Below are 20584 nucleotides of genomic sequence, written 5' to 3'. Positions count from 1 at the left end.
GTTCAGAAAATCTTGCCGGGGTTGAGCAGGCCCTTGGGATCGAGCGCGGTCTTCAAGGTCTTCATCACGGCCAGCTCGGCCGAGCTGCGGCTGAGATGCAGATAGGGCTTCTTCTCAAGCCCGATGCCGTGCTCGGCCGACACCGAGCCATTGCATTCGGCGAGCGGGCCATAGACCAGCGCTTCCACCTTGGGGCGCAGCGCCAGATACTCCATCGGCTTGACCTGCACCACGACATGCAGATTGCCGTCGCCGAGATGGCCAAAAATCCAGAGCTTGTGCTCGCTGATCTCGGCGGCCAGCGTCTCGCGCAGCGTGTTGGCGTAGCGCTCCATCGCAGCGATCGGCAGCGAGATGTCGAACACCACCGGCATGCCGCCCTGCATGACCTGCCCGACATCGTCGCGCAGCGCCCAGAATGCGTGGCAGTCATCGGCTGATTGCGCGATCGCGGCATCGGCGATCAGGCCCGCTTCCAGTGCCGATTCCATCGCGGCGTTGAAGCGCTGGCTGTCGAGATCCTGATCGGCGCCCTGGCTTTCGATCAGCACGTAATAAGGATGGTCGGAGGTGACCGGCGGCCGCCCCTTGGCGGGCGGCGTGGTGACGAGCTGATAGAACGAGCGCCACATCACCTCGAACGCCGACAAGGTGCCGCCGAGCGAGCGGTCCATGTGTTTCAGCAGTTGCGCGAGCGCGTCAAAACTGTCGACGCCGGCAAAGGCCATGTTGGTGGCGCGCGGCTTTTCGCGCAGCCGCAGCACCAGGCGGGTGATGATGCCGAGCGTGCCCTCCGAACCGATGAACAGGTGTTTGAGGTCGTAGCCGGTGTTGTTCTTGATCAGCTGGTTCAGCGACGACACGATGGTGCCGTCGGCCAGCACCACTTCGACGCCGAGCACCATGTCGCGCGTCATGCCATAGCGGATCACCCGGTTGCCGCCGGCATTGGTGGCGGCATTGCCGCCGAGCGTGGCGGTGCCGCGCGCGCCAAGATCGAGCGGAAAGGCCAGATCGTGCTTGTCGACCTCCTCCTGCAGCGTTTGCAGCACCACGCCGGCCTGCACGGTGGCGGTGCGTTGCAGCGGATCGATCGCCTCGATGGCACGCATCCGCTCCAGTGACAGGATCACATCATCTGGCTGCGCGTCGGCGCCATGAACAAGGCCGGTCAGCCCGCCATGGGTGACCACCGAGATCCCTCTGGCATGGCACCAGCGCATCACCTCCGCCACCTGCGCGGTGCTGCTCGGGCGCACCAGCGCCGCGCCGCGCAGCGTGTCGAACCGCCACATGCCGGCGGATCGCTTGCTGATCTCGGCCGGTTCGAGCACGCCGCTGTCACCGACGATCGCGCGCATGGCAGCTACGATTTCTGTGCTCATGGCGCTCTCCTTAGATCATCGCTTCGATCAGCCGGGGGCCGCGCTGCTTCATCGCCGCGGCATATTGGTCGGCAAATTCCTCGGCGGTGCTGGCGCGGCTGGCTTCGACGCCGAGGCCGCTGGCGATCTGCACCCAGTTGATCTCCGGATTGTGCAGATCAAGCATCGACAGCGCCTTGGCGCCGGCGCTGCCGACCCCGACCCGCTGCAGCTCGATATTGAGAATGGCGTAGGAGCGGTTGGCGTAGATCACCACGGTGATGTCGAGATTTTCCCGCGCCATAGTCCACAGCGCCTGCAATGTGTAGGCGGCGCCGCCATCGCCATGCGGGCACACCACCTTGCGATCCGGGGCGGCGAGCGCCGCGCCGATCGCCAGCGGCAGCCCCTGCCCGATCGAACCGCCGGTCAGCGGCAGATGGGTCAACGGCCGGGCGCGCGCCAGATGCATCATCAGCGGCAGGCCGGAGGTGTTGGCCTCCTCGGCATAGATCGCGTGATCGGGCGTGTAATGCGCGATCACCTGCGCGGCGCTCACCGAGTTGAGCCGGCCTTTCGGCAGCTCAGGCAGCACCAGCTGGGTCGAGACTGCCGGCTGCGGCGGCGCGCCAAGTTCATCCGCAAGATCCTGCAGCGCCTGCGCGCCATCCTGATGCGGCTCGGCCAGATAGATCATGGCGCAGCCTTCCGGCGCGCCGCGGCTCGGCTTGCCGGGATAGGCGAAAAACGACACCGGCGGCTTCGAGCCGACCAGGATTAGCTGTTCGACATCCTTGAGGAACAGCACGATCTGCTCGGCGAAATAAGGAATGCGCTCGACCGGCACCCGGCCGGCACCAAGCTCCGCATGCGGCGCGAAAGTGTCGCACAGAAGCCGCGCGCCGGTCTTGGCCTGCACCCGCCCGGCCGCTTCCAGCCCAGCGCCGCGCAGCGCGCTGCCGCGCAGCAGCAGCGCCGATTTCTTGCCGTTGCCGAGCAGCGCCGCGACTTCGCGAATGGTCTCGGCCTCAACCCGCGCCGGGCCAATGTCATCGAGCTTGCTTGCAGGACGGCTGGCCGGGTCCCAGGCGACATCGGCCGGAATGATCAACGTGGCGATGCCGCCGGGCGCGCTACGCGCCGCCTGCACCGCGCGCGCGGTGTCGCCGGCCACCATGCCGGGGCTGCGCGCTTCATGCAGCCAGGACGACACCGGCCGCGCGAAGCCGGCGATGTCGGACGCCAGCGGCGCGTCATATTGCAGATGATAGGTGGCGTGATCGCCGACCAGATTGACGATCGGGCTCGCGGCGCGGCGCGCGTTGTGCAGATTGGCAAGGCCGTTGGCGAGGCCAGGGCCAAGATGCAGCAATGTCGCGGCCGGTTTGCCAGCGACCCGGCCAAAACCGTCGGCCGCGCCGGTGGCGACGCCTTCGAACAGACACAGCACCGGGCGCAGGCCGCTGACCGAATCCAGCGCCGCGACAAAGTGCATTTCAGAAGTGCCGGGATTGGCGAAACAAACTTCGACGCCGCAATTCACCAAGGTCTGCACGAGTGATTGCGCGCCATTGATTGCGTGACCCACGCGAACGTCTCCTCAACTGCCGGCCCGATCGCGGCATCTGGCGACGTCCGCCCCGGGCTTTGATTTGTTTAGCGCCGCATAGTGTCGGCGCCGCTGGTCGGCTGCAAGGAGGAAATAGCGGCACGGCGGCCGGAACCAACGCCAACTGGATGTGTCAGCGGTTCGTACCGCCTGACGGAATACGCCGCCCGGCACGCCGGCCGGTGACGGCGCCGCAATGCCTGCGGCGCTCATGCGTCGTACCAATGACCGTCATGCCCCCCGCTTGTCGCGGGTATCCACGTCTTGAGATCGCGGCAAAGACGTCAATGGCCGGGACGAGCCCGGCCATATGTGCGGCGTGGTTGGTATCAATTGCCGTTGCTATCAGGCCGGCGCGTTCGACTTCACCAGCTTGTAGATCACCGAATCCATCAGCGCCTGGAACGAGGCATCGATGATATTGGGCGACACGCCGATCGTGGTCCAACGCTCTCCGAGCTCGTCCTCGCTCTCGATCAACACCCGAGTCACGGCCTCGGTGCCGCCATTGAGGATACGAACCCGGTAGTCCACCAGCTTCATGCCATCGATGTATTTCTGGTACTTGCCGAGGTCCTTGCGCAGCGCCACGTCGAGCGCGTTGACCGGGCCGTTGCCCTCGGCGGCGGAGATCAGCACGTGGCCTTCGACGTTGACCTTGACCACCGCCATCGCCACGGTGACGCGCACGCCGTGCGAATTGTAGCGCTGCTCGACATTGACGTCGAACTGCTCGACCCGAAAGAACTCAGGTACCTTGCCGAGCGTGCGCCGCGCCAACAGATCGAACGACGCATTGGCAGCCTCATAGGCGTAGCCGCCGGCCTCGCGCTCCTTCATCTCTTCGATCAGCCGCGTCAGGCGCGGATCGTCCTTCTCGAACACGATGTTGCTGCGCGATAGCGCCGCCAGCACGTTGGAGCGGCCGGCCTGATCGGACACTAGCACCTTGCGGTGATTGCCGACGCTTTCCGGCGACACATGCTCATAGGTCTGCGGGTCCTTCAGCACCGCGGAGGCATGAATGCCGGTCTTGGTGACGAAGGCACTCGAGCCGACATAAGGCGCGTGCGGATCGGGCACGCGGTTGAGGATGTTGTCGAGCGTGCGCGACACCTGCACCAGCGACGCCAGTTTTTCGTCGGGGATGCCGATCTCGAATTTGTCGGCAAATTCCTTCTTCAGCTTCAGCGTCGGGATCATCGAGCACAGATTGGCGTTGCCGCAGCGCTCGCCGAGGCCATTGAGCGTGCCCTGGATCTGGCGCGCACCGGCGCGCACCGCAGCCAATGAATTGGCAACCGCCTGCTCGGTGTCGTTATGAGCGTGGATGCCGACATGATCGCCGGGGATGTGCTTGACCACTTCGCGCACGATGGTCTCGACCTCGTGCGGCATGGTGCCACCATTGGTGTCGCACAACACCACCCAGCGCGCGCCGGATTCATAAGCGGTTTTCGCGCAGGACAGCGCGAATTCCGGGTTCTCCTTGTAGCCGTCAAAGAAGTGCTCGCAATCGACCAGCACTTCGCGCCCCTTGGCCTTGGCGGCGCCGACACTGTCGCGGATCGAGGCGAGGTTTTCCTCGTTGGTGGTCTCAAGCGCGACGCGCACCTGATACTCCGACGATTTCGCCACAAAGCAGATCGCATCGGCCTTGGCTTCCAGCAGCATCGCCAGGCCCGGATCGTTCGAAGCCGAACGGCCCGGACGGCGCGTCATGCCGAACGCGGTGAAGGTCGCCGATTTCAGGCCCTGCTCTTGCGAGAAGAATTCGGTGTCGCTGGGATTGGCGCCGGGATAGCCGCCTTCGACGTAATCGATGCCGAGTTCGTCGAGCAGTTGCGCGATCAGCCGCTTGTCGTGCAGCGTGAAATCGACGCCGTTGGTCTGGGCGCCGTCGCGCAGCGTGGTATCGAACAGATAGAGGCGTTCGCGGCTCATGGTGTCGCTCCTGCGGCTGGCGTCGCCAGCGTTTTCTGCATTGTGGTGTTGGCGAGCCATTCGCCGTTCAAGGAAACCGAATTGCGCTGCGTCGGGTTGTAGCCGCGCTTGGCGAAAAAGCTCTGCGCGGTGTCGCTGGCATCGACGGTCAGGCTGTTGGCGCCGCGGGCGCCGGCGAGCTTTTCCAGCGCGTCGATCAGCGCGCTGGCAACGCCCTGCCCGACTGCGCCGGGATGGACATACAGCAGGTCGATCACATCGGCGCCCTTCAGCGAGGCGAACCCGACCGGCGCGCCTTGCAGCGTCGCAATCAGCGTGAGCTGCGAAGAAAGGCGCTTGCCGAACGCGGCTTCGTCATCGATCGCCGCAGCCCAGGCTTCCTGCTGCGACTCGCTATAATCGTCGCCGGTCAGCTCCTTGATGCTGGCGGCGAAAATATTGGCCAGGATTTCGGTGTCGGCGGGCAGATAGGGCCGCAGCGCCGGCTTCGGCATCGACTGTCCCATCGCGCTCACCACAATCCGTAGAGTTTGAGCACCAGCGCGGTGGCGCCCGCCAGCAGCACGATCTTGATCGCGATGTAGTACAGCCAGTGTTTTGGGAATGGGGTGTCTGGACGCGCGCTGCGCTTGTCTTCTGTCATGGCGATTGTCTCTCTTAACCCTCTCCCCCTGCGGGAGAGGGTGGCGGCGAGCGCAAGCGAGCCGCCGGGTGAGGGGGACCGCTCATGACGGTCACCAGATTTTCCAGAACCCCCTGCAGATTCTGCAGGACGTCGTTATTCCAATAACGGACGACTCTGAATTCGTTGCTGGCGAACCACTCGTCGCGCACCAGATCACGAGCACAGTCGGCGTGCTGGCCACCATCGACTTCGATGATCAGACACAACTCGAAGCAGACGAAATCAGCCACGTAGGGGCCAATCGGGACCTGACGACGGAACTTATAGTTCTCAAACCTGCGATCCTTCAGCGCCAGCCACAGCTTGCGTTCAGCGTCTGTGATACGCGAACGAAGCTGCCGAGCGACCACGGTCGATCGCGCCCCCTCACCCGCCCCGCGCCTTCGGCGCAGGGCACCCTCTCCCGCAGGGGGAGAGGGTTGGTCCCTCTGCGGCGTCATCGTGCGATCTCCCAAAGAGCTGAGCGCAGCTGCGCGCGCGACGACATGGTGTTCCCGTCATTGCGAGCGCAGCGAAGCAATCCAGATCCAAGCGTGCATGGATTGCTTCGTCGCTGCGCTCCTCGCAATGACGAAGCAGCGGCTCGGACGTGCGCCGTCACACCACCCCAAAGGACGATGATCATCGCGCGATCTCCGTTCTTGCCGTCGCGGCATCGAACAAACTCTCGTGCGTCATTCCGGGATGCGCTGCGCCAGCAGCGCAGACCCGGAATCCCGAGACAGCGAGATTCCGGGTTCGCACGCTTCGCGTGCGCCCCGGAATGACGCAGCGGATGGTGTCGGTCATCGCGCGATCTCCCAGGTGGTGACGGGTTTGCCGTCGGCGTCCTTGCCGTCCTTCAGCACCACGCCGAGCGCGGCGAGTTCGTCGCGGATGCGGTCGGACTCCGCCCAATTCTTGCTGGCGCGCGCGGCGGCGCGGGCCGCCACCAGCGCGTCGAACTTAGCGCGTGAGGCATCATCAATTTCGGCGTCCGCCGCACAGGACTGCACCGCCTGATCCCAGGCCACGCGCTGCAGCCCGAGAAAATCAGCGGCACCAGCCAGCTTCTTGGCGGCCAGATAATCGCCCGCGCGCGCGGCCTTGGCCCATTGATGCATCTCGGCAATCGCGCGCGAGAAATTGAGATCGTCAGCGAGCGGCGCGATCACCTCGTCCGGCGGCGGATAGGAGCCGGCTTCATCAAGGCCGTGCGGCGTCACCGCGTCATTCCACGACGCGATGTTGTCGAGCGATTCCTGCAGCGCCTGCGCGGTCCAGTCGATCGGCGAGCGATAATGGGTTTTGAGCATGGTCAGGCGCAGCACCGCGCCGGGCCAGGAGCGGCCGCCAAATTTGTCGGTCGCCAGCAGCTCGCGAATGGTGACGAAGTTGCCGAGGCTCTTCGACATCTTCTCGCCTTCGACCTGCAAAAAGCCGTTGTGCATCCAGGTTTCGGCCATGCGCGGCGTATGGAACGCGCAGCACGATTGCGCCACCTCGTTCTCATGATGCGGAAACACCAGATCGATGCCGCCGCCATGAATGTCGAAACGCTCGCCAAGATGCTTCCATGACATCGCCGAGCATTCGATGTGCCAGCCGGGCCGACCCGGGGTGCTGATGCCGCCCGGCGACGGCCAGGACGGCTCGCCCGGCTTGGACGGCTTCCACAGCACGAAGTCGGTGGCGTCGCGCTTGTAGGGCGCGACATCGACGCGCGCGCCGGCGATCATCTCATCAAGCGAGCGGTTGGCGAGCGTGCCATAGCGCGGCAAGCCGCCGTTTGCGGCATTCATCGCGCCCGGCGAGAACAGCACGTGGTCCTGCTCGACATAGGCAAAGCCGCCCGCGATCAGCTTTTCGATGATGGCGCGCATTTCATCGATATGTTCGGTGGCGCGCGGCTCGACCGTCGGCCGCAAGCAGCCGAGCGCATCGACGTCGTCATGAAACTGGCGCTCGGTCTGTTCGGTGACCTTGCGGATCGCCTCGTTCAGCGGCAGCCCGGGATAGTCGCGCGCGGCGCGGTCGTTGATCTTGTCATCGACGTCGGTGATGTTGCGCACATATTTGACGTGCTCGGCGCCGTACAGATGGCGCAGCAGCCGAAACAGCACGTCGAACACGATCACCGGCCGCGCATTGCCGATATGGGCGAAGTCGTAAACCGTGGGGCCGCACACATACATGCGGACCAGAGTCGGATCGAGCGGCGTGAACGCACGCTTCTCGCGGCTCAGCGTATCGTAGAGGCGCAATTCCATGGGTACCCGTCCCTGTGGCCGGGCGTCCAGTGATCTCGGGAGAGAAAAGACGGCCTCAGCCAGCGTTGAGCTAGCTCGTAATCTCGCGGATAATGCCGCAAATGGAGAAAAGACCGTGCATAACGGCACCATGGAACAGGCGGTGAATCCCGTCAAGTCCGCCAATAGCCGTGGGCGGGTGCGCCGGGACGGCACACGCAGGAACCAGGCTCCCGGCGACCGATTTCGGCCATGATCGCGTCCTAGATCGCTGGCCCTGCTCCATGGTTAATCATTCTTAACCGTTTGAGGTTTATGGAATGAGGGCCGTCGTCTCCCCCATTCCAGGTGCGCTATGAAATCGATTGCCACGCTTGCGTCGTTCGCCTGCCTGCTGTCCGCCCAGGTGGCGTTGGCCGACACCCGGGTTTTCATCATCCCGAATCTGTCTGACGGCTATGGCATCGACCAGTGCCTGGCCAAGGGCGATCGTTGCGGCTCATCGGCGGCGCGTTCCTATTGCCAGTCGCACGAATTCACCTCGGCGGTGTCCTATCGGCGGATCGATCCGGATGAAATCACCGGCTCGATTCCCGTGACCATGAGCTCCGCCTGTCCGCGCGGCAATTGCTCGGACTTCCTCGCCATCACCTGCGAACGGTGAGCAGGGTTCGCCATACCGGCGCCTCGGAAACGACGTGACGATGCCCCGAGAAGCGGTTAGACCGGGTCGCGGCCCCGCCGAGACATGGTTGAAAATGTGATGCAATCTTCGATTCGCCAGACCCTTGCCTGCGCCCTGCTGCTGGGCGCTGCAACGTTCAGCCTCGCCGGGAGCGGCGAAGCACTGGCGCAGCAGGGGTATCCGCCGCAGCAAGGCTACCCGGCCGAAGCGCAGCAGGCGCCCGCCCCGAATCCGATGTGCGCGCGGCTGGAAGGTCAGCTCGCCAGCCTGGATCGCGGCGGCGGCGACCCCGCCAAGGCCGATCAGATTCGCCGCTTTGAGGATGCTGCCGCCAAGCAGCAGTCGGAACTCGACCGGGTGACGACTCAGGCGCGGCGCATGGGCTGCGACAGTTCCGGCTTCTTCTCGCTGTTCAACAATCAGTCGGCGCAGTGCGGCCCGGTCAACAACCAGATCCAGCAGATGCGCGCCAATCTCGATCAGATCACCAGCAGCCTGGAGCGGCTGCGGGTCGGCGGCGGCGTTTCGGAGCGCGACAATCAGCGCCGCTCGGTGCTGCTGGCGCTGGCGCAGAACAATTGCGGCCCGCAATATGTCGCGGCGGCGCGCGCGGGCGGCACATTCCTCGACAACTTCTTCGGTGGCGGCGGCGGACAACCTCTGCCGCCCCCCGCTGATTCCGGCTCGCCGTCCGGCACCTACCGCACGGTGTGCGTGCGCAGCTGCGACGGCTACTACTTCCCGATCTCGTTCGCGACCGTGCCGGCGCGCTTTGCCGACGACGAACGGGCCTGCAAGAGCCTGTGCCCGGCCGCGGAAGCGACGCTGTTCACCTATCGCAATCCCGGCGAGGACATCAACCACGCGGTCTCGCTCAGCGGCCAGAGCTACACCTCGCAGCCGAATGCGTTCCGCTATCGCCAGGAATACAACGCCTCGTGCCAGTGCAAGGCCGCCGGGCAGACCTGGTCGGATGCGCTGAAGGCGATCGACGACAAGGCCTCGATCGAACAAGGCGACATCATCGTCACCGAGGAGCGCGCCAAGAAGATGTCGCAGCCGCCGAGCCGGCCGGCGCCGCAGAAGAAGGACGCCGCCGCGACTGCGCCGACCAATGGCGCGGCCAGCACCGGCACGACCGCCACCACCGAGGACGGCAACAAGCCGATCCGTTCGGTCGGCCCGACCTTCATCCCGGCGCGCTGATTAGCTAAGTCGCGCTTGCAGTTGAGAGTTGTGATGCCCGCGCTCGCCGCGGGCATCGCCGTTTTGAGGCTGCTTATACCAACCGCGATTGATACCAACCACTCCGCACGTCATGGCCGGGCTCGTCCCGGCCATCTACGCCTTTGATCTTGCTACGATTTCAAGACGTGGATACCCGCGACAAGCGCGGGTATGACGGTCATTGGTACGACCCGATGGTATTAGTCGTCAAAAGCCTCGACCGACGGCCGGCCGATGCAGACCAATAGCGCCGGATCAGGCGTCGGCAGCGGATCGCCGGAATCGCGGAAGCGATTGGTGATCGGATAGCGGCGGTCGCGGCCAAAATTCTTCTGCGTCACCTTCACGCCCGGCGCGGCCTGGCGGCGCTTATATTCGGCGACGTTCAGCAAGCGGTCGATCCGCGCCACCGTATCGTGATCGAAGCCGGCGGCGACGATGTTGGCGAGCGGTTCCTCGCGCTCGACCAGCCGTTCGAGAATGGCGTCGAGAATCTCGTAAGGCGGCAGCGAGTCCTGGTCGGTCTGGTTGTCGCGCAGTTCTGCGGTCGGCGGCCGGGTGATGATGCTGGACGGAATCACCTCGCCGATCGGCCCCTGCGCATCGGCCGGCTTCCAGTGATTGCGCAGCTCGGACAACCGGAACACCGCAGTCTTGTAGATGTCCTTGATCGGATTGAAGCCGCCATTCATGTCGCCATAGAGCGTGGCATAGCCGACCGACATTTCCGACTTGTTGCCGGTGGTGACCACCATGGCGCCGGTCTTGTTGGAGAGCGCCATCAGCAGCGTGCCGCGGGTGCGGGCCTGCAAATTCTCTTCGGTGATATCGCGCGGCAGCCCGGCGAATGGGCCGGCCAGAATCTCCTCAAAACCGTTCACCGCCTTGGCGATCGGCAGCACCTCATATTTGAAGCCGAGCGCGGCCGCGAGCCGCTGCGCGTCATCGAGCGACACCTGCGCGGTGTAGCGGAACGGCAGCATCACGCCGCGCACCCGCTCGGCGCCGAGCGCATCGACCGCGATCGCCGCGCACAGCGCAGAATCGATGCCGCCGGAAATGCCGAGCAGCACGCCGGGAAAACCGTTCTTGCGCACATAGTCGCGCAGGCCGAGCACGCAGGCGGCGTAGTCGGCCTGATCGCCTTCCAGCACCGGCACCACGGCGCCGTCGCAGCGCCAGCCGGCATCGCCCCTGCGCCAGGTCAGCGTGGTGACGCTCTCCTGAAAGCACGGCAATTGCGCCGCCAGCGAGCGATCGGCATTGAGCACGAACGATGCGCCATCGAACACCAGATCATCCTGGCCGCCGACCTGATTGAGATAGACCAGCGGCAGATCGCATTCCGTAACCCGCGCCACCTGCACGGCGATGCGCACATCATGCTTGCCGCGTGCATAGGGCGAGCCGTTCGGCACGATCAGAATTTCCGCGCCGGTTTCGGCCAAGCACTCGACCACGTTCTCGTAGTCGGCGCTTTCCTCCATCCACGTGTCTTCGCAGATCGGCACCCCGATCCGCACGCCGCGAATGGTGACCGGCCCGGCCAGCGGCCCGCGCGCAAACACCCGCTTCTCGTCGAACACACCGTAATTGGGCAGATTGACCTTGTAGCGGATCGCGGCGATCGCGCCGGCATCGAGCAGCGCGCAGGCATTGTAGAGCTTGCCATCATCGACCCAGGGCGTGCCGATCAGCAGCGCCGGTCCACCATCGGCGGTCTCGCGCGCCAATTGCTCGACCGCGGCGCGGCACGCCGCCTGAAACGCCGGCTTCAGCACCAGATCTTCCGGCGGATAGCCGGACATGAACAGCTCGGGAAACACGACCAGATCGGCCCCGGCCGCCTGCGCCTGCGCGCGCGCGGCGCGTGCCTTGGCGGCGTTGCCGGCGATGTCGCCGACCGTCGGATTGAGTTGGGCCAGAGTGACGGTGAAAGTAGCAGCTTCAGTCATGTGATGACTTACCTTGGCACGCGCGGCGGAATGACCTCAGATCATGCCGATCCGTTCAGCAATCGCAAACAGCCAGACCGCGCCAGCGAGCAGCAGCGCCACGCCGACCGCGGCCGAGCCCATGTCCTTGACGCGGCCGATCTGCGGGTCCTGCTCGGTGGTGAGACGGTCGGCCAGCTTTTCGATGGCGGTGTTGAGCAACTCGACCACCATCACCAGCAGCACCACGCCGATCAGTTCGATGCTGCGCATTGCGGTGGCACCGATCACAAAGGCCAGCGGCACGACCAGCGCCAGTGCCACCACCTCCTCGCGAAACGCCTGCTCCGACCGGAAGGCGAAGGTCAGGCCGTTACGCGAGTTGATCGTCGCCCGCCACAAGCGCCGCAGCAAGTCACAGACCTGCGGCGGCGGGCATCGGGCTGGTCTTGCCGGCGCGGCCTTGCTTCAACAGTTCCGCGATCAGGAACGCCATGTCGATCGACTGTTCGGCATTGAGCCGCGGATCGCAGGCGGTGTGATAGCGGTTGTTGAGGTCTTCGTCGGTGATGGCACGGGCGCCGCCGAGGCATTCGGTGACGTCCTGGCCGGTCATCTCCAGATGCACGCCGCCAGGGTGGCTGCCCTCGGCACCGTGAATGCTGAAGAACGACTTCACTTCCGACAGGATGCGGTCGAACGGCCGGGTCTTGTAGCCGGTGGTCGACGAGACGGTGTTGCCATGCATCGGATCGCACGACCACACCACCGCCCGGCCCTCGCGCTGCACGGCGCGGATCATCGCCGGCAGATGATCGCCGATCTTCTCGGCGCCAAAGCGGCTGATCAGCGTCAGGCGGCCCGGCTCGTTGTCCGGGTTGAGAATATCGATCAGCTTGAGCAGCTCGTCGGTCTTGAGCGACGGGCCGCACTTCAACCCGATCGGATTCCTGATGCCGCGGAAATACTCGATATGGCCGTGATCGAGCTGGCGGGTGCGATCGCCGATCCACAGCATGTGGCCCGAGGTCGCGTACCAGTCGCCGGTGGTGGAATCGATCCGGGTAAAGGCCTGCTCATAGCCGAGCAGCAGTGCTTCGTGGCTGGTGAAGATCTCGGTCGAGCGCAGCTCGGGGTGGCTTTCCAGATTGAGGCCGCAGGCGCGCATGAAATTGAGCGCGTCCGAAATGCGGTCCGCCAATTCCTTGTAGCGGCGGGACTGCTGAGAGTCCTTCAGGAAACCGAGCATCCACTGATGCACACTGCCGAGATTGGCATAGCCGCCGGTCGCGAACGCGCGCAGCAGGTTCAGCGTCGCGGCCGACTGGCGATAGGCCATCAGCTGTCGATGCGGATCGGGGGTGCGCGCTTCGACCGTGAAGCCGATGTCATTGACGATGTCGCCGCGATAGCTCGGCAGCTCGACGGCGTCGCGCTTTTCGAACGGCGAGGAACGCGGCTTGGCGAACTGCCCGGCGATGCGGCCGACCTTCACCACCGGCACCGCGCCGGCATAGGTCATCACCACCGCCATCTGCAGCAGCACGCGGAAGAAGTCGCGGATGTTGTTGGCGCCGTGCTCGGCAAAGCTCTCGGCGCAGTCACCGCCTTGCAGCAGGAACGCCTCGCCGGCGCATACCCGCGCCAGTTGCTTTTTCAGGTTGCGCGCTTCACCTGCAAAAACCAGCGGTGGGAAGCTCGCCAGCTGCGCCTCGACCTCCCCCAGATGCTTGAGATCCGGATAGTCGGGCATCTGCTGCACCGGCTTGCTGCGCCAACTGTCGGGTGTCCACCGCTCGGACATGGTCAACTCCTGAGGGAAAACGCGGGTTAGGCTCCCGGCGGAGGCCGGTATATACACAGGCTTCCGGCCCACCGCTAGTTGGAAATCATGAGCAACACCCAAGCTCTTGCGGTCAAAGCCGAATTCGAATTTGCTGCAACCGTCTTGGAAGGCCCCGGAAATCGCTGGCATGGCTGCGCTAGACGACGTCTTTAGCGACGACATCACTTTCCCGGCGACCGACGGGTTTGCGCTGGCGGCGACGCTCTATTTGCCGCTGGGGGCCAGGCGCAATGCCGTGCTGATCAATTCGGCGACCGCGGTGCCGCGCAAAATCTATCGCGGCTTTGCCAGCTATCTGGCGCGGCGCGGCAGCGCCGTGCTGACTTATGACTATCGCGGCATTGGCGGCTCGCGCCCGCCGCCGCCGCGCGGCAGCAACCGGGCGCCCTCTTTGGCGCGGTTCGAGGCCACCATGGCCGACTGGGCCGCCAAGGACGTCACCGCCGCGGTGGCCTGGATGCGCGAACGCTACGACACCCTGCCGCTGCGCTATGTCGGGCACTCATTCGGCGGCCAGGCGCTCGGGCTGTTGCCCAATAATCATGAGATTTCGCGGGCGCTGCTGGTGGCCGCCCAGGCCGGCAGCTGGAAGCTGATCGCCCACCCCGAGCGCTACCGGGTGGCGCTGCTGCTCAACGTGCTCGGCGTGCCGCTGACCCATCTGTTCGGCTACGCCCCCGGCCGGCTCGGGCTTGGCGAGGACCTGCCCAAGGGCGTGTTTCTGCAGTGGGTCGATTGGGTGATGCGCGAGCGCTACATGTTCGACGACAAGAGCCTGGTCGCGCTCGCGAATTTTCCATTCTACCGCGGCGCGCTGCGCGCGCTGTGCTTCACCGACGATCCGTGGGCGACCCGCCCAGCGGTCGAAATGCTGTGCGACGGCTTTGAATCGGTCCGCCCGGAAATCCTGACCATCGCCCCGGAGGACGCCGGGGTCGAGGCGATCGGCCATTTCGGCTTTTTCCGCCCCGAACACCGCGAAACGCTGTGGCGCGCCGCCGCCGAATGGCTGGAAGGCCAGGACTGACCGCCCCCTACTCGGCCGCCTCGCGGACATGGCGCGCACTCGGGGTGCGCATGGTCACCAGTTCCTCGGCTGCGGTCGGATGCAGCGCCATGGTGGCGTCGAAATCAGCCTTGGTCGCTTTCATCTTCACGGCAATGGCGATCACCTGCACCAGCTCGGCGGCTTCCGGGCCGACGATATGGCAGCCGACCACCCGGTCGGTCGTGCCATCGACCACCAGCTTCATCAGCACCCTGGTGTCGCGGCCCGACAGCGTCACCTTCATCGGCCGGAACGAGGTCTTGTAGATATCGACGCGGCTAAACTGCGCGCGCGCCTCGGCCTCGGTCAGGCCCACGGTGCCGACCTCGGGCTGCGAAAACACCGCGGTCGGGATGTCGGCGTAGTCCACCATGACCGAGCGTCCGCCGAACACGGTGTCGGCGAAGGCGTGGCCCTCGCGGATCGCCACCGGCGTCAGGTTGAAGCGATGGGTGACGTCGCCGATCGCGTAGATATGCGGCACCGAAGTGCGCGAAAAACCGTCGACAGCGATGCCGCCCGTGGTGGGATCGATGGCAATGCCGGCCTTTTCCAAGCCGAGATTGGCGACATTGGGATGGCGGCCGATCGCGAACATCACCTGATCGGAGGCGACGCTCGAGCCGTTCGACAGATGCGAGGTGTATTCCTCGCCGTGCTTGTCGATCGCGGCCACGGTGCAGCCGGTCAAAATGGTGATGCCGGCCTTTTCCATCTCGGCGCGGACATGGGCGCGCACGTCATCGTCAAAGCCGCGCAGCACGTTCTCGCCGCGATAGACCAGCGTCACGTCGCTGCCGAGCCCGGCGAAGATGCAGGCGAATTCCAGCGCAATATAGCCGCCGCCCTGGATCACGATCCGCTTCGGCTGCTGCGGCAGATGAAAAACCTCGTTCGAGGAAATCACATGCTCGATGCCGGGAATGGCAGGGCCATGATTGGGCGCGCCGCCGGTGGCGATCAGCACGGTGCGGGCACGCACCGTTTCGCCCGAGCTCAGCCGCAGTGTGTGCGGATCTTCAAACACCGCGCGCGACCGGACGATCTTGGCGCCGGACTTTTCGACATTGGCCGCATAGACCGCCTCGAGCCGGGCGATCTCGCGATCCTTATTGGCAATCAGCGTCGCCCAATCGAACGACGCCTGCGGGATGCGCCAGCCGAAGCCGGCGGCATCCTGCAATTCGTGGTGTACGTGCGAGGCGTACACCATCAGCTTCTTGGGCACGCAGCCGCGAATCACGCAGGTGCCGCCGAACCGATACTCTTCCGCCACCATGACGCTGGCGCCGTAGCCCGCGGCGACGCGCGCGGCGCGCACGCCGCCCGAGCCACCGCCGATTACGAACAGATCGACATCGAAATCGGTCATTCGACCTTGGCTCCTGCTGAACGCCCGCTATGCGGCGTTAGATTTCCTTGCCGCGCTTGCGCATCTCAGCGCGGAACTTGCCGTTGACTTCCTCGGCAAAGCTCTGCGCCCACTGGTTCATGTACTGCATGCTGGCAGCGATCGACTTCGGCTCCTGCGCCAGCAGTTTTTGGCCGAGCGGCGACTTGTAGAAGGTCACGAGGTCCTTCAGTTCCTGCTCGGTGAAGTCGTTGGCATAGATCTTCGCCATCTGCTCGGCGATTTCCTTCTCGCGGCCGGCGGTGTCCTTGGCCACCACCAGCGCGACCTCGTTGAGGTCCTTCTGATAGTTGAGATTGGTCTGGACCAGGGTGTCCTTGGTGCGCTGCACGATGTTGGGCACCGCGTTGGAGAACATCGCGCTGACGTTCTTCATCGCCAGGATTTCGCGCGCCGCCGCCATCGCCGCCGGCGTACCAGGCTTCAATTGCGCCGCCTGCTGTGCGGACACGGTCGTCATCGACACGCCGAGCGCAATGCCGGCAGCAAGCACGATATTCGCGATAGTCCTCATTTCGATTCTCCAGAAACGCGGCCGGATGACCGCTCCATGATGCGGATTCCTTGCGGGCTGGCGAGCACCGCCGAACTTGCAAGGCCGATGAATAAGCCGTGTTCAACCACACCGGGAATAAAGCTCAGTGTGGCAGCGAGGCGGGTCGCGTCAGGAATCCGGCCCAAATGGGCATCGATGATCCAGTGGCCGCCATCGGTGACAAAAGCATGGCCATCCTTGCCGCTGCGCAGCTTCAGCTCACCGGAAATACCGCAGCTGGCCATGGCCTGTTCGATCGCGTGCCGGGTGGCAGCCAGGCCAAACGGAATGATCTCGATCGGCAGCGGGAAACGGCCGAGCGTCTCGACCAGCTTGCTGTCATCGGCGATCACGATCATGCGATCGGACGCCGCCGCCACGATCTTCTCGCGCAGCAACGCGCCGCCGCCGCCTTTGACCAGATTGAGCGCGCCGTCGATTTCGTCGGCGCCGTCCACGGTGATATCGAGCCGATCGACTTCATCGAGCGTGGTCAGCGGAATGCCGCAGCGCTCAGCATCGGCGCGCGTCACTTCCGAGGTCGGCACGCCGATCACGTTCAGCCCGGCGCGCACTTTGGCGCCCAACAACTCGACGAAGTGTTTTGCGGTCGACCCCGTCCCCAATCCCAATTTCATACCATCGCGGACCTGCTCCAGGGCCGTTGCGGCGGCTTGTCGCTTCAAATCATCCGGACTCATCAGATAGGCTCACCCCTCGGGACCGCGGCAGCAATTGCGGCGATCGATACGCGAGCCTTATCTAGCGTTGATTGCCGGTGGCGAACAGGGCGGAAAAAACGTCGGCAACGGTCTAAGTAAGGTTGCGAAAACGCACAGGGAGCGCTAGCGGTTAAGAATGACATTATCTCGCATTATCGTCTTCGATCTCGATGGCACCTTGGTCGACACCGCCCCCGACCTCGTCAACGCCCTCAATTACATCCTGGTCCGCGAAGGTATGCCCGCCGTGCCGATGGCCGCGGCGCGCAACATGATCGGCGCCGGCGTTCGCAAGCTGATCGAACGCGGTCTGGAAGTTGATGGCCGCAATGCCAGCGTCGCCGATATCAACCGGCTGACCAATGATTTCATCGAGTATTATTCGGCCCATATCGCCGACGAGTCCCGGCCGTTCGAAGGGCTGGAGACGGCGCTCGATACCCTCGCCGCGCAGGGCTATCGGTTCGCGGTCTGCACCAACAAGCTGGAATGGCTGTCGAAACTGCTGCTCGACCGGCTCGACATGACCTCGCGCTTTGCCGCGATCTGCGGCGGCGACACGTTTGGCGTGTCCAAGCCCGACCCGGTGATCCTGCGCCAGACCGTGGCGCGCGCCGGCGCCGATCTGAACCAGGCGATCATGGTCGGCGATGCCGGGCCGGATGTCGGTGTTGCGCGCCGCGCGGGTATCCCTGTAATTGGCGTCGAGTTTGGTTATACCGACGTACCGATCGCGGAACTCAATCCGGACCGGCTGATCGGCCATTACAGCGAGCTGCCGGCCGCGGTCGCCAGCCTGATGGAAAACCGGCAGAGCGCCTGATACCGCTGGTTCGGCCCGCCCGGACGTGGTTAACCAAAGCTTAACGTTTATAGCCGTGTCGGTTGCAAGGGCCCCCGGTCGCCCGTAAGTTCCGAAGCGGGACTGTGGCGCGAAGCCGCATCAGAATTGGCAGAAATAACATGCGTAGAGTTTTCGTGATCGCAGCGGCGAGCTTGAGCTTGGCTGGCTGTTCCTCGATGTCGTTGGACGCCTTCAAGTCGGCGCCCCCCACCGTGACGGTGCAGCTCGATTCGGTGCCGTCCGGTGCTGAAGCCGTTACTTCGGTTGGTCCGAGCTGTAAGACACCGTGCTCGGTGACCGTGCCGGCCAACGGCAACTTCACCGTCACCTTCTCGATGAACAAGTATCAGAGCGCGACGGTGCCGGTGCAGGTCACCACCACCCCGGGCGACTTCACCTCGCCGCCGGTCACCTCGGCCGACCCGAACCCGGTGCTGGCCGAGTTGCAGGCCGCCACCCCGGCCAAGAAGTCGAAGCCGGTGCGCAAGCGCAAGCCGAAGCCGGCCGACGAGGCCCCGGCCGCGGCCGAGCCGGCCGAATCCTCGCCGTTCCCCGATCCGGCGGCGACGCGCTGATCAAGTCCGCGGTCCCGCACAATCATGTTTGATTGTGCGGGACCGCGCCGGCGCTTACATTGTTCTCCACGCCGCCATTTGAACGGCGACCGGGAGGACTGGTTGGACGATGGGAGCCGCGCTGACCCCACCTGCTGCCACGCCGTCAACCATGATCGACCGCTTTGGTCGATCGATCAGCTATCTGCGACTGTCGATCACCGACCGCTGCGATCTGCGCTGCACTTATTGCATGTCCGAGGACATGACTTTCCTGCCGCGCGCCGACCTGCTCACTTACGAAGAACTCGACCGGCTATGCGCGGCCTTCATTCAAAAAGGCGTGCGCAAGATCCGCCTCACCGGCGGCGAACCGCTGGTCCGGCGCAATGTCATGTCGCTGCTGCGGCTGTTGTCGCGCCATCTTGATAGCGGCGGCCTTGATGAGTTGACGCTCACCACCAACGGCTCACAATTGCAGCGCTACGCGGCCGAACTGCGCGATTGCGGCATTCAGCGCATCAATGTGTCGCTTGATACGCTCGATCCCGACAAATTCCGCGCCATCACGCGCTGGGGCGATCTTCACCGGGTGCTGGCCGGCATTCAAACGGCGCAGCGCGCCGGGCTTGCCGTCAAGATCAACACCGTGGTTCTCAAGGACCTTAATGAGGACGAGATCCCTCGCCTGCTCGATTGGGCGCATGGCCACGGCATGACCTTGACGCTGATCGAAGTGATGCCGATGGGCGATGTCGGCATCGGCCGCATCGACCAATACGTGTCGCTGTCGCTGGTACGCAACCGCTTGGCGCAGCACTACACGCTCAGCGAACTCGACGAACGCAGCGGCGGCCCCGCGCGCTATCTGCGCGTTCATGAAACCGGCGGCAAGCTCGGCCTGATCACGCCGATGACCCATAATTTCTGCGAATCCTGCAACCGGATCAGAATCACCTGCACCGGCACACTTCATACTTGTCTTGGCCAGGACGATGCCAGCGATCTGCGCGCCCCGCTGCGCGCATCGGCCGATGACCGCCTGCTGATCGCGGCGATCGACCGGGCCATCGGCACCAAGCCGAAGGGACATGACTTCATCATTGATCGGCGCAGCAACCAGCCAAGCGTCGCCCGGCATATGAGCGTCACCGGCGGGTGAGCGGCGTCCGCGGACCGCCGCAGGCAAGCCCCGTGGTACACGTCGTCGCGGCCAGCGAGCCCGTTGTTTTTCCGATTGACGTCACAATAGTCCGCTGAAATTGTGCGGCTATCTCTCCCAGCCTCGGCTGACGGCGGCTTAGCGCTCGGGGACCACCGACAAGCAGCAACCCGGGGGAAACAGCCTTGCGAAGCTTACTTGCACTCAGCCGGGCGATTGACGCCGTCAACAGCGTCATTGGGCGTTGGGTATCCTGGTTGATCCTGATTGCCGTGGTGATCTCGGCGACCAACGCGGTGGTCCGCAAGACCCTCGACGTGTCCTCCAATCTGTTTCTGGAGATGCAGTGGGTGCTGTTCAGCGTGGTGTTCCTGCTGTGCTCGCCCTGGACCCTGCTCAACAACGAGCACATTCGCATCGACATCATCAATCATGCGCTGCCGCTCAAGCTGCGCGGCTGGATCGACATGATCGGCCATGTGTTCTTCCTGCTGCCGTTCGCGGTGATCATGCTGTGGTGGTCGATCCCGTTTTTCCTCAACTCCTGGCATCAGAACGAACAATCGTTCAGCGCTGGCGGCCTGCCGCAATGGCCGGCCAAGTCGCTGATCATGGTGGCCTGCGTGCTGCTGATCATCCAGGCGATCTCCGAGATCATCAAACGCGCCGCCATGCTGATGGGGCGCATCCCGGACTCGAACGCCTCCGGCCCCGGTTCGCACCACTCGGCCGAGATCGAGGCCGAGCGGCTGATGGCCACAGTGATAGCCGGCGACAAGCGATAAT

General features: G+C 64.5%; 21 protein-coding genes. 7 read left to right on the top strand and 14 right to left on the bottom strand.

All coding sequences use genetic code 11. From position 1 onward, the window contains the following. Nucleotides 1–2 precede the first annotated feature (2 nt). From BJ122_RS03230 to cysS, 8 genes are all read right to left on the bottom strand, one after another. Entirely contained in the window at nucleotides 3–1385 is a 1383-nt protein-coding gene (locus BJ122_RS03230; RefSeq protein WP_110779718.1) for an FAD-binding oxidoreductase, read from the bottom strand. Between the two features lie 10 nt (nucleotides 1386–1395). After that, nucleotides 1396–2952, bottom strand: a complete 1557-nt coding sequence (locus tag BJ122_RS03225; protein ID WP_110779717.1) for an acetolactate synthase large subunit — start codon at nucleotides 2950–2952, stop codon at nucleotides 1396–1398. A gap of 366 nt (nucleotides 2953–3318) precedes the next feature. Then, entirely contained in the window at nucleotides 3319–4917 is a 1599-nt protein-coding gene (gene cimA, locus BJ122_RS03220) for a citramalate synthase (RefSeq protein ID WP_110779716.1), read from the bottom strand. Continuing rightward, nucleotides 4914–5423, bottom strand: coding sequence for a GNAT family N-acetyltransferase (locus tag BJ122_RS03215; RefSeq protein WP_110779715.1), 510 nt, complete (start codon nucleotides 5421–5423; stop codon nucleotides 4914–4916). The genes cimA and BJ122_RS03215 overlap by 4 nt, the downstream gene beginning before the upstream one ends. 5 nt (nucleotides 5424–5428) lie before the next feature. Next, nucleotides 5429–5560, bottom strand: coding sequence for a hypothetical protein (locus BJ122_RS19745; protein ID WP_283808415.1), 132 nt, complete (start codon nucleotides 5558–5560; stop codon nucleotides 5429–5431). Between the two features lie 14 nt (nucleotides 5561–5574). Next, nucleotides 5575–5952, bottom strand: coding sequence for an endonuclease domain-containing protein (locus tag BJ122_RS03210; protein WP_245407585.1), 378 nt, complete (start codon nucleotides 5950–5952; stop codon nucleotides 5575–5577). A 271-nt stretch (nucleotides 5953–6223) separates the two neighbouring features. Then, a complete protein-coding gene (locus BJ122_RS19390; protein WP_210205427.1) occupies nucleotides 6224–6391 on the bottom strand; it encodes a hypothetical protein in 168 nt (55 codons plus the stop codon). Then, nucleotides 6388–7851 (bottom strand): cysteine--tRNA ligase, encoded by a 1464-nt coding sequence (gene cysS / locus BJ122_RS03205; RefSeq protein ID WP_110779713.1) that lies wholly within the window; start codon nucleotides 7849–7851, stop codon nucleotides 6388–6390. Before cysS ends, BJ122_RS19390 begins: the two co-directional genes overlap by 4 nt. A 334-nt stretch (nucleotides 7852–8185) precedes the next feature. Here cysS and BJ122_RS03200 point away from each other — a divergent pair, with 334 nt between their 5' ends. Together BJ122_RS03200 and BJ122_RS03195 are read left to right on the top strand one after the other, a co-directional pair. Next, a complete protein-coding gene (locus BJ122_RS03200; protein WP_110779712.1) occupies nucleotides 8186–8494 on the top strand; it encodes a hypothetical protein in 309 nt (102 codons plus the stop codon). A 99-nt stretch (nucleotides 8495–8593) separates the two neighbouring features. Then, a complete protein-coding gene (locus BJ122_RS03195; protein WP_245407584.1) occupies nucleotides 8594–9721 on the top strand; it encodes a DUF2865 domain-containing protein in 1128 nt (375 codons plus the stop codon). 221 nt (nucleotides 9722–9942) lie between these two features. On the opposite strand, the gene BJ122_RS03190 is transcribed toward BJ122_RS03195, so the two are convergent. The 3 genes from BJ122_RS03190 to BJ122_RS03180 are packed head-to-tail and all read right to left on the bottom strand — an operon-like array spanning nucleotide 9943 to nucleotide 13480. Then, the gene (locus BJ122_RS03190) at nucleotides 9943–11697 is read right to left on the bottom strand and encodes an NAD+ synthase (protein WP_110779710.1); all 1755 of its coding nucleotides are present in this window, start codon (nucleotides 11695–11697) and stop codon (nucleotides 9943–9945) included. 36 nt (nucleotides 11698–11733) lie between these two features. Further along, on the bottom strand, nucleotides 11734–12087 hold the full coding sequence (locus tag BJ122_RS03185; protein WP_110779774.1) for a diacylglycerol kinase: 354 nt from the start codon (nucleotides 12085–12087) through the stop codon (nucleotides 11734–11736). A 4-nt stretch (nucleotides 12088–12091) separates the two neighbouring features. Continuing rightward, nucleotides 12092–13480 carry a class II 3-deoxy-7-phosphoheptulonate synthase gene (locus BJ122_RS03180; RefSeq protein WP_110779773.1) on the bottom strand — a complete coding sequence of 463 codons (1389 nt, stop codon included), beginning with the start codon at nucleotides 13478–13480 and terminating at the stop codon, nucleotides 12092–12094. Between the two features lie 169 nt (nucleotides 13481–13649). On the opposite strand from BJ122_RS03180, the gene BJ122_RS03175 reads away from it, so the two are divergent. After that, nucleotides 13650–14549 carry an alpha/beta hydrolase family protein gene (locus BJ122_RS03175; protein ID WP_110779709.1) on the top strand — a complete coding sequence of 300 codons (900 nt, stop codon included), beginning with the start codon at nucleotides 13650–13652 and terminating at the stop codon, nucleotides 14547–14549. Nucleotides 14550–14556: 7 nt separating this feature from the next. Here BJ122_RS03175 and gor read toward each other — a convergent pair whose 3' ends face one another. From gor to rpiA, 3 genes are read right to left on the bottom strand one after another with little or no spacing between them, the layout of a single operon-like run. Further along, nucleotides 14557–15942 carry a glutathione-disulfide reductase gene (gene gor, locus BJ122_RS03170; RefSeq protein WP_110779708.1) on the bottom strand — a complete coding sequence of 462 codons (1386 nt, stop codon included), beginning with the start codon at nucleotides 15940–15942 and terminating at the stop codon, nucleotides 14557–14559. Between the two features lie 37 nt (nucleotides 15943–15979). After that, entirely contained in the window at nucleotides 15980–16495 is a 516-nt protein-coding gene (locus BJ122_RS03165; RefSeq protein ID WP_110779707.1) for a DUF2059 domain-containing protein, read from the bottom strand. Then, complete coding sequence (rpiA, locus tag BJ122_RS03160) at nucleotides 16492–17217, bottom strand: ribose-5-phosphate isomerase RpiA (RefSeq protein ID WP_110779706.1); 726 nt, start codon at nucleotides 17215–17217, stop codon at nucleotides 16492–16494. The genes BJ122_RS03165 and rpiA overlap by 4 nt, the downstream gene beginning before the upstream one ends. 157 nt (nucleotides 17218–17374) lie before the next feature. On the opposite strand from rpiA, the gene gph reads away from it, so the two are divergent. The 4 genes from gph (at nucleotide 17375) to BJ122_RS03140 (ending at nucleotide 20583) form a co-directional block, all read left to right on the top strand. After that, complete coding sequence (gene gph / locus BJ122_RS03155; RefSeq protein ID WP_110779705.1) at nucleotides 17375–18061, top strand: phosphoglycolate phosphatase; 687 nt, start codon at nucleotides 17375–17377, stop codon at nucleotides 18059–18061. A 140-nt stretch (nucleotides 18062–18201) separates the two neighbouring features. Continuing rightward, a complete protein-coding gene (locus BJ122_RS03150; protein WP_110779704.1) occupies nucleotides 18202–18657 on the top strand; it encodes a PEGA domain-containing protein in 456 nt (151 codons plus the stop codon). Between the two features lie 109 nt (nucleotides 18658–18766). Then, complete coding sequence (gene moaA, locus BJ122_RS03145) at nucleotides 18767–19798, top strand: GTP 3',8-cyclase MoaA (protein ID WP_110779703.1); 1032 nt, start codon at nucleotides 18767–18769, stop codon at nucleotides 19796–19798. Nucleotides 19799–19983: 185 nt separating this feature from the next. Next, on the top strand, nucleotides 19984–20583 hold the full coding sequence (locus tag BJ122_RS03140) for a TRAP transporter small permease subunit (protein WP_110779702.1): 600 nt from the start codon (nucleotides 19984–19986) through the stop codon (nucleotides 20581–20583). The last annotated feature ends 1 nt before the right edge of the window (nucleotide 20584 follow it).

The organism is Rhodopseudomonas faecalis (genome assembly GCF_003217325.1).
Taxonomy (GTDB): domain Bacteria; phylum Pseudomonadota; class Alphaproteobacteria; order Rhizobiales; family Xanthobacteraceae; genus Rhodopseudomonas; species Rhodopseudomonas faecalis.
The sequence above is the reverse complement of the archived record's forward strand: the minus strand, read 5'-3'. Positions and strand labels throughout refer to the sequence as shown.

Coding starts and splice junctions, on each gene's coding strand:
- BJ122_RS03195 (WP_245407584.1), top strand. CDS start 8,594: ATGCAATCTTCGATTCGCCAGACCCTTGCCTGCGCCCTGCTGCTGGGC.
- cimA (WP_110779716.1), bottom strand. CDS start 4,917: ATGAGCCGCGAACGCCTCTATCTGTTCGATACCACGCTGCGCGACGGC.
- BJ122_RS03180 (WP_110779773.1), bottom strand. CDS start 13,480: ATGTCCGAGCGGTGGACACCCGACAGTTGGCGCAGCAAGCCGGTGCAG.
- cysS (WP_110779713.1), bottom strand. CDS start 7,851: ATGGAATTGCGCCTCTACGATACGCTGAGCCGCGAGAAGCGTGCGTTC.
- gph (WP_110779705.1), top strand. CDS start 17,375: ATGACATTATCTCGCATTATCGTCTTCGATCTCGATGGCACCTTGGTC.
- BJ122_RS03165 (WP_110779707.1), bottom strand. CDS start 16,495: ATGAGGACTATCGCGAATATCGTGCTTGCTGCCGGCATTGCGCTCGGC.
- moaA (WP_110779703.1), top strand. CDS start 18,767: ATGGGAGCCGCGCTGACCCCACCTGCTGCCACGCCGTCAACCATGATC.
- BJ122_RS03150 (WP_110779704.1), top strand. CDS start 18,202: ATGCGTAGAGTTTTCGTGATCGCAGCGGCGAGCTTGAGCTTGGCTGGC.
- gor (WP_110779708.1), bottom strand. CDS start 15,942: ATGACCGATTTCGATGTCGATCTGTTCGTAATCGGCGGTGGCTCGGGC.
- BJ122_RS03215 (WP_110779715.1), bottom strand. CDS start 5,423: ATGGGACAGTCGATGCCGAAGCCGGCGCTGCGGCCCTATCTGCCCGCC.
- BJ122_RS19745 (WP_283808415.1), bottom strand. CDS start 5,560: ATGACAGAAGACAAGCGCAGCGCGCGTCCAGACACCCCATTCCCAAAA.
- BJ122_RS03190 (WP_110779710.1), bottom strand. CDS start 11,697: ATGACTGAAGCTGCTACTTTCACCGTCACTCTGGCCCAACTCAATCCG.
- rpiA (WP_110779706.1), bottom strand. CDS start 17,217: ATGAGTCCGGATGATTTGAAGCGACAAGCCGCCGCAACGGCCCTGGAG.
- BJ122_RS03230 (WP_110779718.1), bottom strand. CDS start 1,385: ATGAGCACAGAAATCGTAGCTGCCATGCGCGCGATCGTCGGTGACAGC.
- BJ122_RS03175 (WP_110779709.1), top strand. CDS start 13,650: ATGGCTGCGCTAGACGACGTCTTTAGCGACGACATCACTTTCCCGGCG.
- BJ122_RS19390 (WP_210205427.1), bottom strand. CDS start 6,391: ATGACCGACACCATCCGCTGCGTCATTCCGGGGCGCACGCGAAGCGTG.
- BJ122_RS03200 (WP_110779712.1), top strand. CDS start 8,186: ATGAAATCGATTGCCACGCTTGCGTCGTTCGCCTGCCTGCTGTCCGCC.